Source organism: Micromonospora cynarisoli (assembly GCF_030518815.1).
Classification (GTDB): domain Bacteria; phylum Actinomycetota; class Actinomycetes; order Mycobacteriales; family Micromonosporaceae; genus Micromonospora; species Micromonospora wenchangensis.
In genome coordinates this window covers 6,852,259-6,866,925 of the sequence record NZ_CP130426.1, presented here as the reverse complement: position 1 = coordinate 6,866,925, position 14,667 = coordinate 6,852,259, and the positions used below count along the sequence as shown (strand labels likewise).

The 14,667-nt window shown below is 73.7% G+C and carries 1 protein-coding gene and 1 pseudogene; both read right to left on the bottom strand.

What is annotated here, in order from left to right; translation table 11 throughout:
• Nucleotides 1–21: 21 nt before the first annotated feature.
• A complete protein-coding gene (locus Q2K16_RS30265) occupies nucleotides 22–9,048 on the bottom strand; it encodes a type I polyketide synthase (protein ID WP_302741812.1) in 9,027 nt (3,008 codons plus the stop codon).
• Nucleotides 9,049–9,095: 47 nt separating this feature from the next.
• Nucleotides 9,096–14,519 (bottom strand): annotated as a pseudogene (locus Q2K16_RS30260) (type I polyketide synthase); the annotation flags it as partial.
• Nucleotides 14,520–14,667: the final 148 nt, after the last annotated feature.

Sequence of the window (14,667 nt, the reverse complement as noted above, 5' to 3'; positions counted from 1 at the left end):
GGCGCCGACGGAGCGGACGGATCATGAGGTGCCGAACTTGCTGTCGATGAAGTCGAAGAGGTCGTCGTCGGAGGCCGTGTCGAGCTCCTCGGTGACGCTGGCGACCTCGGCCGGACGTTGACCGGCGGTCCACGCCGCGAGCATGGTGCGCAGTCGCTCCCCCACCCCGGCCCGGGTGCTCTCGTCGAGAGCGGCCACCGCGTCGGCGTCCAGGGTGGACAGCGCGGCCTGGAGCCGGTCGAGGTCGTCGAGCAGGGTGACGCCCCCGGCGTCGGCGGGCACCAGCTCGGTGAGCAGTTGCTGGGCCAGCTCGGTCGGGGTCGGGTAGTCGAAGACCAGGGTGGCGGGCAGCCGCAGCGCCGTCTCGGTGGTGAGCCGGTTGCGCAGCTCGACGGCGGTCAGCGAGTCGAAGCCGGTCTCCTTGAACGCCCGCTCCGGGTCGACGTCCGCGCCGGAGGCGTACCCGAGGACGGCGGCGACCTGGTCGCGGACCAGTGCCAGGACGGTGCCCAGGCGGTCCGGTGCGGGCATGGCGACCAGCCGGCCGGCGAGGTCGGCGGTCACCGCGGCCGGGGCGGCCGTCTCGGTCTCGGGTTGGGCGTCGGGCAGCGCGGCCAGCAGCGGCCGGGGCCGGGACAGGGTGTAGACGGGGGTGAACCGGGCCCAGTCGATGTCGGCGACGACGAGGTGGCTCTCGTCGTGGTCGAGGGCCTCCCGCAGCGCCCGGACGGCGAGCCTGGGTTCCATCGGCGGGGTGCCCTGCCGGCGCAGGTGCGCGGTGGCCTCCCCGTCGGCCATCCCGCCGCCGGCCCAGCTGCCCCAGGCGACCGAGGTGGCGACCGCGCCCCGGCTGCGCCGGCGGTGCGCCAACGCGTCGAGGTACGCGTTCGCCGTCGCGTAGCCCGCCTGCCCGGCGCTGCCCCACACCGCGGCACCGGAGGAGAACACCACGAACGCGTCCAACGACCGGTCGGCCAGCAGTTCGTCCAGGTGCACCGCACCGAGCACCTTCGCCCGGCACACCTCGGCGAACTCGGCCACGCTGGTCTCCGGCAGTGACTTCTCCTGGTGCAGCACCCCGGCGGCGTGGAACACGGCGGTCAGCTCGTCACCGAGGTCGGCCAGCAGCGCGACCACCGCGTCCCGGTCCGCCACGTCACACGCCACCACCTCGACACCCGGATGCCGGGCCATCAACTCCGCCGCACCCGACGCCGCCGGACCACGCCGGCTCGCCAACACCACCCGCCGCGCACCCTGACCGACCAGCCACTCGGTCAGGTGCCCGCCGATACCACCGGTGCCACCGGTGACCAGCACCGTGCCGGTGGGGGTGTAGTGCCGCTCGGGGCTGCCGGCGGCCGGCCAGCGGACCAGCCGCCGGGCCAGCACCCCGGCGGTACGGACGGCCACCTGGTCCTCCGCACCGGCGGCGAGGACGTCGACGAGCCGCGCGACGTGCTCCTCGGTCCAGTCGGTGGGCAGGTCGACCAGACCACCCCAGGAGTGCGGGTATTCCAGGGAGAGCACGGTGCCGAGCCCCCACAGCGCGCCCTGCACGGGGTGCGGCAGCTCCTCGAACCGGTCGACGGCGACCCCACCGGCGGTGAGGCACCAGACCCGGCCGGCGAAGTCGGTGGCGGTGAGCGCCTGGATCAGCGCGACGGTGTCGGTGACGCCGACGGAGAGCCCGGCGTCGGTGGCGTCCGGGGTGTCGTCGAGGGCGAGCAGGGACACCACCCCGGCGGGGGTGTCCCCGGCGGGCAGGTCGGTGCCGGTGACGGTGACGACGTCGGCACCCCGGTTGGCCAGGCCGGCGGCGAGGGCGGACACCCGGGCGTCGCCTGTCGACGCGGCCGGTACGACGAGCCACCAGGTGCCGGTCAGGTCGCCGCCGTCGGGCAGTTCGGTGGAGCGCCACACCACCCGGTACCGCCAGTCGTCCACGGTGGCGGCGTCCCGTTGCCGGGCCCGCCAGGCGGCGAGGCCGGGCAGCACCTCGGTGACGACGCCTGGGGCGACGCCGAGCCCGTCGGCGAGCACGTCGGTGTCGCCCCGGTCGACGGCGTCCCAGAACCCGCCGTCGGCGTCGCCGGTGCCGGTTCCGGTGGTGGTCTCGGGCTCGATCCAGTACCGCTGGTGCTGGAAGGCGTAGGTGGGCAGGTCGACGGTCCGGCCGCCGGGGTTGACGGCCGTCCAGTCCAGGTCGACGCCGCTGATCCACGCCTGCGCCATCCCGGTCGCGTACGCGGCGACCTGCTCCCGGTCCCGCCGCTGCAACGCGACGGCCACCGCGTCGTCGACGCAGTCGGCGACCATCGCGGTCAGCACACTGTCCGGCCCGATCTCCACGAACCGCGTCACACCCCGCGCCGCGAGAGCAGCCACCGCGTCGGCGAACCGCACCGTCCCCCGCACCTGACCCCGCCAGTAACCGGCGCTGCCCAACTCGTCGTCGGTAGCGAGATCACCGGTCGCGGTCGACACCAACGCAATGCCCGCCGGGCTCGCGGTCACCCCGTCGACCACCTGCCCATACTCGGCCAGCATCGGATCCATCAGGTGCGAGTGGAACGCATGCGACACCCGCAACCGACGCGTCTTCACCTCAAGACGAGACTCCAACCCCGCAATCTGCTCCTCCGTGCCCGACACCACCACCGCACGAGGGCCATTCACCGCCGCCACATCCACGTCACCCAGATCCAACTCATCCAGCGGAGCGGCGATCGCCAACATCGCCCCACCCGCCGGAAGCGCCTGCATCAGACCACCACGCGCCGCCACCACCCGGCAGGCATCCCCCAACGACCACACCCCCGCCACGTGGGCGGCAGCCAACTCACCGATCGAGTGCCCCGCCACGAAATCCGGCTTCAACCCCCACGACTCCGCGAGACGGAACAGGGCCACCTCGACCGCGAACAACGCCGGCTGCGTCCACCCCGTCCGATCGAGAACACCATCCGGATCGGCGAACATCACCTCCCGCAGATCACCACCCAGCAACGACCCGAACGCCGCACACACCTCGTCCAACGCCTGCGCGAACACCGGAAAGGCTTCCGCCAGCTCACGACCCATCCCGACCCGCTGCGCACCCTGACCCGTGAACAACACCGCCGTACGACCGCTGGTGGCCCGACCCGACACGCCGGTGCCGGACACCAGGGCATCCAAACCGGCGGACAACTCAGCCGCCGTGCCACCCACGACGACGGCCCGGTGGTCCAGGGCCGCGCGACCGACGGCCAGCGAGTGCCCGACGTCGACCGGCCGCTCGTCGGTGACGAAGTCACGCAGGCGGCCGGCCTGCTCGGCCAGCGCACCGGCCGACCGGGCGGACAGCGGCCAGAGCGCCACCGGCGGCTCGGGGGTCCCGGCCGGTCCGGCGGGCTCGGCCGGCGGGGCCTCCTCCACGATCACGTGGGCGTTGGTGCCGCTGATGCCGAACGATGACACCCCGGCCCGGCGCGGGCGGTCGCCGGCCGGCCAGTCGACCGGCTCGGTCAGCAGCCGGACGTCCCCGGCGGCCCAGTCGACCTGCCGTGACGGCGTCTCGGCGTGCAGGGTGCGGGGCAGCGTGCCGTGCCGCAGCGCCATCACCATCTTGATCACACCGGCCATGCCGGCGGCGGCCTGGGCGTGGCCCATGTTCGACTTGATCGAGCCGAGCCACAGTGGCCGGTCCCGGTCCCGGCCGTACGTGGCGAGCAGCGCCTGCGCCTCGATCGGGTCACCGAGGGTGGTGCCGGTGCCGTGCGCCTCGACGGCGTCGACCTCGTCGGGGGTGATCCGGGCGTTGGCCAGCGCCGCCCGGATCACCCGCTGCTGGGCCGGCCCGTTCGGTGCGGTCAGCCCGTTCGACGCGCCGTCCTGGTTGACGGCCGAACCCCGGATCAGCCCGTAGACGCGGTGTCCGTTGCGCTGCGCGTCGGAGAGCCGCTCCAGCATCAGCACCCCGACGCCCTCGGACCAGCCGGTGCCGTCGGCGTCGTCGGAGAACGACTTGCACCGGCCGTCGGGGGCGAGCCCCCGCTGCCGGCTGAACGCCACGAACGGGGTGGGGTTCGACATCACCAGCACGCCGCCGGCGATGGCGGTGGCGCACTCCCCGGCCCGTAGCGCCTGGCTGGCGAGGTGCAGCGCGACCAGCGACGAGGAACACGCCGTGTCGACGGTCATCGACGGCCCCTCGAACCCGAAGGCGTACGACACCCGGCCGGAGATCACCGACGCGGAACTGCCGGTGCTCAGGTACGCCTCCGACTCGGCGGGGGCGAGGCCGAGCAGGTCACCGTAGTCCTGGGCGCCGGAGCCGACGAACACGCCGACGGGGCTGCCGCGCAGCGCCTCCGGGTCCATCCCGGCCCGCTCGCACGCCTCCCAGGTGACCTCCAGCATCAGCCGCTGCTGCGGGTCCATGGCGATCGCCTCGCGGGGCGAGATGCCGAAGAACTCGGCGTCGAACGCGCCCGCCTCGTAGACGAAGCCGCCGGAGCGTACGTAGCTGGTGCCCGGCTGGTCCGGGTCGGCGTCGAAGAGCGCGTCGGTGTCCCAGCCCCGGTCGACCGGGAACGGGCTGATCGCGTCGGTGCCGCTGTCGACGAGCCGCCACAGGTCCTCCGGGGACCGGACGCCACCGGGGTAGCGGCAGCTCATTCCGATGATCGCGATCGGCTCGTCGGGGTCGGACCCGCCGACGCCGGTCGCGACGGTGGCCGGGGAGGTGGTGCCGACGAGTTCGTCGTAGAGGTGGCGGGCCAGCACGGCCGGGGTCGGGTGGTCGTAGACCATGGTGGCCGGCAGGCGCAGCCCGACGGCCGCGCCGAGGGCGTTGCGCAGCTCCACGGCGGTCAGCGAGTCGAAGCCGAGTTCCCGGAACGGCCGCTGGACGTCCACGCTGGTCGTCGCGTCGTACCCGAGGACGGCGGCGACCTGGGTACGCACGGTGTCCAACAGGTACGGCAGCCGCTCGGCGTCGGGCAGCCCGGCCAGCACTGAGGTGTCGGGGGACGCGGCCGGGGCGGCGACGGCCGGGCCCGGCTGGGCCTCGGGGAGCGCGGCGAGCAGCGGCCGGGGCCGGGCCAGGGTGTAGATCGGGGTGAACCGGGCCCAGTCGATGTCGGTGACCACGAGGTGGCTCTCGTCGTGGTCGAGAACCTGCTGCAACGCGCCGAGGGCGAGGCGCGGTTCCATCGGCGGGGTGCCCTGCCGCAGGAGGTGTTCGGTGGCTTCTTCGTCGACCATGCCACCGCCGCCCCAGGTGCCCCAGGCGACCGAGGTGGCGGTACGGCCCCGACGGCGGCGCTGGTGGGCCAGCGCGTCCAGCCAGGCGTTGCCGGTGCCGTAGGCGGCCTGCCCGGCGCTGCCCCAGACGGCCGCGCCGGAGGCGAACAGCACGAACGCGTCCAGCGGCCGGTCGCCGAGCAGCGCGTCGAGGTGGGTCGCGCCGAGCACCTTGGCCCGGCACACGGCGGCGAAGTCGTCGAGGCTGGTTTCGCCGAGCGGGGCCGGATCGTAGAGCACCCCGGCGGCGTGGAAGACGGCGGTCAGCTCGTCGCCGATCCCGTCGAGCAGCGCGGCGACCGCGTCCCGGTCGGCGACGTCGCAGGCGACGACCTCGACGCCGGGCAGCCTGGCGGCCAGGGCGGCGGCCCCGGGGGCGGCGGGTCCGCGCCGGCTGGCCAGCACCACCCGCTCGGCCCCCTGGTCGAGGAGCCATTCGGTGAGGTGCGCGCCGATGCCGCCGGTGCCGCCGGTGACCAGCACCGTGCCGGTGGGCCGGAAGCGTCGTTCGGGGCTGCCGGCGACGGGCCAGCGCACCATCCGGCGGGCCAGCACCCCGGCGTCACGCAGGGCCACCTGGTCCTCGCCGCCGTCGGCGAGCACGTCGACGAGCCGGTCGGGGGTGTCGGGTGTCCAGTCGGCGGGCAGGTCGACCAGGCCACCCCACCAGCCGGGGTAGTCGAGGGAGAGCACCGTGCCGAGGCCCCAGAGGCCGGCCTGCGCGGCGTGCGGCAGGTCCTCGTACCTGTCGACGGCGACGCCGCCGGTGGTGAGGCACCAGAGCCGGCCGGTGACGTCGGCGGCGGCGAGGGCCTGCACCAGTCGTACGGTGCCGGTGACCCCGGCGGACAGCCCGGCATCGTACGGGTCAGGGGTGTCGTCGAGGCCGAGCAGGGACACGATCCCGGTGGGGGTGCCGCGGCCGGCGAGCGGGTCGGTGCCGGTGAGCCGGGTGACGGTGGCGCCCCGGGTGGCGAGCGCGTCGGCCACGGCGGTGACCCGGGGGTCGTCGGTGAGCGTCTCCGGGGTGACGAGCCACCAGTCGCCGATGAGTTCCGGCCCGGTGGGCAGGTCGGTGGCCCGCCACACGACCCGGTAGCGCCAGTCGTCGGTGACGGTGGTCGGTGCGGCGGTGGGGGCGGCCAGCCAGTACCGCTGACGGGCGAAGGCGTAGCTGGGCAGCTCGACCTGCCGCGCCCCCGGGTGCACGGCCGTCCAGTCGAGGTCGACGCCGCTGATCCACGCCTGCGCCATCCCGGTGGCGTACGCGGCGACCTGTTCCCGGTCCCGCCGCTGCAACGCGATCGCCGCAACGTCCTGCACGCACTCGGCCACCATCGCGGTGAGCACACTGTCCGGCCCGATCTCCACGAACCGGGTCACCCCACGGGCCGCCAGGGCAGCGACGGCGTCGGCGAACCGGACGGTGCCCCGCACCTGGCCCTGCCAGTAGCCGACCGAACCCAACTCGTCGTCGGTGGCGAGGTCGCCGGTCGCGGTCGACACCAGCGGGATGCCCGCCGGATTCGCGGTCACCCCGTCGACCACCTGCCCGTACTCGGTGAGCATCGGGTCCATCAGGTGCGAGTGGAAGGCGTGCGACACCCGCAGGCGGCGGGTCTTCACCTCAAGACGAGACTCCAACCCCGCGACCTGCTCCTCGGTACCGGACACGACGACCGCCCGGGGACCGTTCACCGCCGCCACGTCGATGTCACCGAGGTCCAGCTCGTCCAGGGGCGCGGCGATGGCCAGCATCGCCCCACCCGCCGGAAGCGCCTGCATCAGACCACCACGCGCCGCCACCACCCGGCAGGCATCCCCCAACGACCACACCCCCGCCACGTGCGCGGCGGCCAACTCACCGATCGAATGACCCGCCACGAAATCCGGCTTCAACCCCCACGACTCCGCCAACCGGAACAACGCCACCTCGACCGCGAACAACGCCGGCTGCGTCCACCCCGTCTGATCCAACACACCATCCGGATCGGCGAACATCACCTCCCGCAGGTCACCACCCAGCAACGGGGCGAACGCCGCACACACCTCGTCCAACGCCTGCGCGAACACCGGGAACGCTTCCGCCAGCTCACGACCCATCCCGACCCGCTGCGCACCCTGACCCGTGAACAACACCGCCGTACGACCGGTGGTGATCCGACCCGACGGGCCACCACCGGCGGACAGGGCGTCGAGGCCGGCGGACAGCTCGGCGGCCTCCCGGCCGACCGCCACCCCACGGAACTCCAACCCGGCCCGACCGACACCCAGCGAGAACCCGACGTCCACCTGACGCTCGTCGGTGTCGGCGGCGAACCCGGCGATCCGGGCGGCCTGGCGAGCCATCCCCTCGCGGGAACGCCCCGACACCGGCCAGAGGACGACCGGCGGGGTCGGCCCCGGCGGGGCGGCCTCGACGGGCGGGGCCTGCTCGACGATGAGGTGCACGTTGGTGCCGCTGATGCCGAACGACGACACGCCCGCCCGGCGGGGCCGGTCCACCGCCGGCCAGTCGACCGCCTCGGTCAGCAGCCGGACGTCCCCGGCAGTCCAGTCGACCTGCCGCGACGGCGTCTCGGCGTGCAGCGTGCGCGGCAGCGTGCCGTGCCGCATCGCCATCACCATCTTGATCACGCTGGCGACGCCGGCGGCGGCCTGGGCGTGCCCGATGTTGGACTTGATCGAGCCGAGGAAGAGCGGCGTCTCCCGGTCCCGGCCGTAGGTGGCGAGGACCGCCTGCGCCTCGATCGGGTCACCGAGGGTGGTGCCGGTGCCGTGCGCCTCGACGGCGTCCACGTCGGCGACGGAGAGCCGGGCGTTGGCCAGCGCCGCCCGGATCACCCGCTGCTGGGCCGGCCCGTTCGGCGCGGTCAACCCGTTGCTGGCACCGTCCTGGTTCACCGCCGAACCCCGGATCAGCCCGTAGACGCGGTGCCCGTTGCGCTGCGCGTCGGAGAGCCGCTCCAGCACCAGCACCCCGACCCCCTCGGACCAGGCCGCGCCGTCCGCGCCGTCACCGAAGGAGCGGCACCTGCCGTCCGGGGACAGCGCGCGTTGCTTGCTGAACTCGACGAAGAGCTGCGGGGTGGCCATCACGGCGACCCCGCCGGCCAGGGCCAGCCCGCACTCCTCCTTGCGCAGCGACTGGCAGGCCAGGTGCATCGCCACCGACGACGACGAGCAGGCGGTGTCGACGGTGATCGCCGGCCCCTCCAGGCCGAGGTTGTAGGCGACCCGCCCGGAGACGAGGCTGCCGGAGGTGGTGCTGTCGACGTAGTCGTGGTGCATCACGCCGACGAACACCCCGGTGGCGGTGCCCTTGAGGGCGGCCGGGTCGATGCCGCCGTGCTCGAACGCCTCCCAGGACGCCTCCAGCAGCAGCCGCTGCTGCGGGTCCGTCTCCACCGCCTCCCGGGGGCTCATCCCGAAGAACCCCGGGTCGAAGTCGGCGGCGTCGTAGAGGAAACCACCGTGCCGGGTGTAGCTCTTGCCGGGCTTGCCGGGTTCCGGGTCGTAGATGCCGTCGACGTCCCAGCCCCGGTCGGTGGGGAAGCCGGAGATGGCGTCGGTGCCGTCGGCGACGAGTCGCCACAGGTCCTCCGGCGACCGGACCCCGCCGGGGTAGCGGCAGCCCATGCCGACGATCGCGATCGGCTCCTGGTCCCGGCTCTCCACCTCACGCAGCCGCCGGTTGGCCTGTTGCAGTTCAGCGGTAGCGCGCTTGAGGAAGGTCCGGAGCTTGTCGTCGTTCGCCATCGTTCACACCAATCTTTCCCGCGCCGGAGGTTCGTCGGAGACTGCCGTCAGGAGAGGCCGAGCTCGTTCTCCAGCACGTCGAACAGTTCCTCGTCGGTGGCGGACTCGTAGTCGTGCGGGGTGTCGTCGTCGGGGCGGCCGGTGCGGTCCTGCCAGCCGCGCAGCACCGCCTCCAGCCGGGCGGTGAGCCGGGCGTGTTCCGTGCCGGGCACCTCGGTCAGGGCCTTCTCCAGCCGGTCGAGGTCGGCGAGCACCGCACCGGCCGGATCGGCGTCGGGCACCACCAGGTCGGCCTTGAGCGCGCGGGCCAGGGCGGTGGGTTCCGGGTGGTCGAAGACGAGGGTGGCGGGCAGTCGCAGCCCGGTGACGGTGCTGAGCACGTTGCGGAACTCGACGGCGGCGAGGGAGTCGAAGCCGAGGTCCTTGAACGCGCGGCCGGGTTCCACCGAGGCCGGGCCGGGGAAGCCGAGCACGGCGGCGGCGTGCGTGCGGACCAGGTCGAGCAGCAGGGTGTCCCGGTCGACGTCGGAGAGGCCGGCGAGCCGCTGGGCCAGCGGCGGGCCGCCGGCCGCGGTGCCCGCGCCGACGGCGGTCGGCCGGGCCGGGGTGCGGACCAGGCCGCGCAGCACGGCGGGCAGCGCGTCGGTGCGCCGCCGCAACGCGTCCAGGTCGAGCCGCACCGGTACGGTCGTGGCCCGCCCGGCGGCGACGGCCGCGTCGAACAACGCCAGCCCCTCGTCGGTGCTCATCGCGGGCATTCCGAGCCGGCGCATCCGGTGCAGGTCGGCGTCGTCGAGGTGACCGCCCATCCCGGTGCCGGTGGCCCAGAGGCCGTAGGCCAGCGAGGTGGCGGGCAGCCCGTCGGCGCGGCGGCGTTGGGCGAGCGCGTCGAGGAAGAGGTTCGCGGCCGCGTAGTTGCCCTGCCCGGCCCCGGCCACCCAGCCCGCCGACGAGGAGACCAGCACGAAGGCGGTCAGGTCGTGGTCGCGGGTGAGGTCGTGCAGGTGCCAGGCGGCGTCCACCTTGGGCCGCAGCACCCGGTGCAGTTGCTCGGGGGTGAGGGCGTCGACCAGCGCGTTCTCGGCGGTGCCGGCGGCGTGCACCACCGCGCCGACCCGATGGTCGGCGAGCAGGGCGGCAACCGCGTCCCGGTCGGCGACGTCGCAGGCGGCGACCGTCACGTCCGCGCCGGCGGCGGTGAGGTCCGCGACCAGTTCCGTCGCGCCGGGGGTGGCCGCGCCACCGCGCCCGGTCAGCAGCAGCCGGCGTACGCCGTGCCGGGTGACCAGGTGTCGGGCGACGAGGCTGCCCAGCCCGCCGAGTCCACCGGTGATCAGGACGGTGCGGTCGGTGGGCCACCCGCTGCTGTCGGCGGGCACGTCGGTGCCCACCCGGGTCAGCCGGGGCACCAGCAGCTGACCGTCGCGGACGGCCACCTCGGGTTCGCCGGTGGCCAGTGCCGCCGTCAGGTGGTCGGTGCCGCCGTCGTCGGTGTCGACCAGGACGAACCGGCCGGGGTGTTCGGCCTCGGCCGCCCGGACCAGCCCCCACAGGGCCGCCGCGGCGGGGTCGACCGGGGTGTCACCCGCACCCGTCGCGTCCCGGGTGAGCAGGGCCAGCGTGCTGTGGGCGTACCCCGGGTGGGTGAGCCAGCGGCGCAGCAGCCCCAGCAGGCGGGCGGTCGCCTCGTGCACGGCGGCCGGCGGGGTGCCGGACGGGTCGAGGGTGACCACGACGGTGTCGGGCGCCTCCTCGGGCAGTTCCGCGTCGACGTCGAGCAGGGTCCAGTTGTCGGTGGGGGCGTCCGGGGCGGGGACCGCCTGCCAGTCGACTTCGTACAGGTGGCGGTGCTGGCTGCGGGCGGCGGCGTCGAGCGCGTCGGCGGCGACCGGGCGGACGACCAACTGGTCGATGGTCGCGACCGGGTTGCCGTGGCCGTCGGCGACGGTGACGGCCAGCTTGTCACCGGTGGCCGGGGAGATCCGGATGCGCAGGGTGGCGGCGTGCGCGGCGTGCAGGGTGACCCCGCGCCAGGAGAACGGCAGCGGGGTGTCGCCCGCGCCCTCGTCGACCAGGTTGGCGTGCAGGGCTGCGTCGAGCAGCGCCGGGTGCAGCAGGAACCGGGACGCGTCGGCGGCGGCCACCTCGGGCAGTGCGGCCTCGGCCCAGACCTCCGCGGCGTCGCCGTCACCGCGCCGCCACACCGCGCGCAACCCCTGGAACACCGGCCCGTAGCCGTAGCCGTGGTCGCGCAGCCGGTCGTAGAGGCCGTCGAGGTCGACGGGTTCGGCGGCGGCGGGCGGCCACTCGGTGAGGTCGGCGGCGGCCGGGTCGGCCCCCGCCTGCCGGACCAGGACCCCTTCGGCGTGCGGGGTCCAGTCGGTGTCGTCGGCCGCGTCGTCGGCCCGGCTCCAAATGCCGAGCGTACGCGCGCCGCTCTCGTCGGCGGCGTCGACGGTCACCCGCAGGGCCAGGCCGCCGTCGGCCGGCAGCACCAGCGGCGCGCTGATGGTCAACTCGTCGAGCACGGGACAGCCGACCTCGTCGCCCGCACGCAGGGCGAGTTCGACCAGTCCGGTGCCGGGGACGAGGACGGTGTCGAAGACCGCGTGGTCGGCGAGCCACGGCTGGACGGTGCGGGAGAGCCGGCCGGTGAGCACCACGCCACCGTTGCCGGGCAGGTCGACTACCGCTCCGAGCATCGGGTGTCCGGCGGGTAGCTGGCCGAGTCCGGTGGTGTCACCGACGCCGGGGGGCAGGTCGAGCCAGTACCGCCGGTGCTGGAAGGCGTAGGTGGGCAGGTCGACGGTCCGGCCACCCGGGTTCACGACAGCCCAGTCGAGGGTGATTCCGCTGATCCACGCCTGCGCCATCCCGGTGGCGTACGCCTCGACCTGACCGTCGTCGTGCGGCTGCGCCGCACCTGCCTGCTCGCGTTTGCGCCGCTGGAGGGCGATGGCGGTGGCGTCCTCCACACAGTCGGCCACCATCGCGGTCAGCACACTGTCCGGCCCGATCTCCACGAACCGCGTCACACCCCGCGCCGCGAGAGCAGCCACCGCCTCGGCGAACCGCACCGTCCCCCGCACCTGACCCCGCCAGTACCCGACCGAACCCAACTCGTCGTCGGTAGCGAGATCACCTGTCGCAGTCGACACCAGCGGAATGCCCGCCGAATTCGCGGTCACGCCGTCCACGACCCGCCCGTACTCGGTGAGCATCGGATCCATCAGGTGCGAGTGGAACGCATGCGACACCCGCAACCGACGCGTCTTCACCTCAAGACGAGACTCCAACCCCGCAATCTGCTCCTCCGTGCCCGACACCACCACCGCACGAGGGCCATTCACCGCCGCCACATCCACGTCACCCAGATCCAACTCAGCCAGCGGAGCGGCGATCGCCAACATCGCCCCACCCGCCGGAAGCGCCTGCATCAGACCACCACGCGCCGCCACCACCCGGCAGGCATCCCCCAACGACCACACCCCCGCCACGTGGGCGGCAGCCAACTCACCGATCGAATGACCCGCCACGAAATCCGGCTTCAACCCCCACGACTCCGCCAACCGGAACAACGCCACCTCGACCGCGAACAACGCCGGCTGCGTCCACCCCGTCCGATCCAACACACCATCCGGATCCGCGAACATCACCTCCCGCAGATCACCGTCGAGCAACGACCCGAACGCGGCACACACCTCGTCCAACGTTTGCGAAAACACCGGGAAGGCTTCCGCCAACTCACGACCCATCCCGACCCGCTGCGCACCCTGACCCGTGAACAACACCGCCGTACAACCGCTGGTGGCCCGACCCGACAGGCCGGTGCCCGTGGCCAGGGCCTCCAAACCGGCGGACAGGTCGGCGGCCTCCCGGCCGACCGCCACCCCACGGAACTCCAACCCGGCCCGACCGACGCCCAGCGAGAACCCGACGTCCACCGGACGCTCGTCGGTCAGGAAGGCGCCCAGCCGGGTGGCCTGTCCGGCCAGCGCGTCCGCCGACCGGGCCGACAGCGGCCAGAGCAGCACCGACGGCTCGGTGGCCGGCGTCGGTGCGGTGCCGTCGTCCGGCTCGACGGCCTCGGCCGGTGGGGCCTGTTCCAGCACCACGTGGGCATTGGTGCCGCTGAGCCCGAACGAGGACACCGCCGCCCGGCGGGGGCGCCCGGTCTCCGGCCAGGCGACCGGGTCGGTGAGCAACCGGACGTCGCCTGCCGTCCAGTCGACGTGGGGGGTGGGCCGGTCGATGTGCAGGGTGCGGGGCAGCATGCCGTGCTGCATCGCCAACACCATCTTGATCACTCCGGCGGCCCCGGCGGCAGCCTGGGTGTGCCCGATGTTCGACTTCACCGAGCCCAGCCAGAGCGGCTGCTCCCGGTCCCGTCCGTAGGTGGCGAGCAGTGCCTGCGCCTCGATCGGGTCGCCGAGCCGGGTGCCGGTGCCGTGCGCCTCGACGACGTCCACCTGGTCGGCGGTGAGCCGCGCATTGGCCAGGGCGTCGGCGATGACCCGGCGTTGCGACGGGCCGTTGGGGGCGGTGAGCCCGCTGCTCGCGCCGTCCTGGTTGACCGCGCTGCCACGGACCACGGCCAGTACCCGGTGCCCGAGACGCTGCGCGTCGCTGAGCCGCTCGACCAGCAGCACCCCGACGCCCTCGGCCCAGCCGGTGCCGTCGGCGGCGGCGGCGAACGGCTTGCACCGGCCGTCGGCGGCCAGCCCCCGCTGCCGGCTGAAGTCGACGAAGGTCTCCGGGGTGGCCATCACCGTCACCCCGCCGGCCAACGCCATGGTGCACTCCTCGCGGCGCAGCGCCTGGATCGCCAGGTGCAGCGCGACCAGCGACGACGAGCAGGCGGTGTCCACGGTGATCGCCGGGCCTTCGAGACCCAGCACGTAGGCGACCCGGCCGGTGAAGATGCTGCCGGTGTTGCCGTTGCCGATGAAGCCCTCCAACTCGGCGGGGATCACCGGCAGCCGGCTCGAATAGTCGAGGTACATCAGCCCGGCGAACACCCCGGTACGGCTGCCACGCGCCGACGTCGGGTCGATGCCGGCCGATTCGAACGCCTCCCAGGACGCCTCCAGCAACAGCCGCTGCTGCGGGTCCATGGCGAGGGCCTCGCGGGGGGAAATGCCGAAGAAATCGGCATCGAAAAGTGCGGCGTCGGAAAGGAACCCACCGGTCCGCGCGTACGTCTTGCCGGGCTTGGAATCGTCGGGGTCGTAGATTTCCTCGACGTTCCAGCCCCGGTCGTCGGGGAAGTCGGAGACGGCGTCGGTCCCGTCGGCGAGGAGTTGCCACAGCGCCGACGGACCATCCACACCACCCGGGAAGCGGCAGCTCATACCGACGATGGCGATCGGGTCGTACTCCCGCCGCTCGGCTTGGCGCAGCTGCCGGCGGGCCTCACGCAGATCGGTGGTGGCCCGCTTCAGATACCCGAGAAGCTTCTCCTCGTTCTCCATCTACGTCTCCCGCCACTAGCCCAGCCGGGCAGACCCGGGCCAATATCGACGCACGGGTCAGCACGGTGGCAATTGTCGAAACAGAGAGCTTCTTCAGGCATTGTTGGTTGTTCGCGATGACCCTACGGCGGCCCGGCGCACCACTAAC

Bases quoted from the DNA above. Each gene is read 5' to 3' on its own strand.
- Q2K16_RS30265 (WP_302741812.1), bottom strand. From the start codon at position 9,048: ATGGCGAACGACGACAAGCTCCGGACCTTCCTCAAGCGCGCTACCGCT.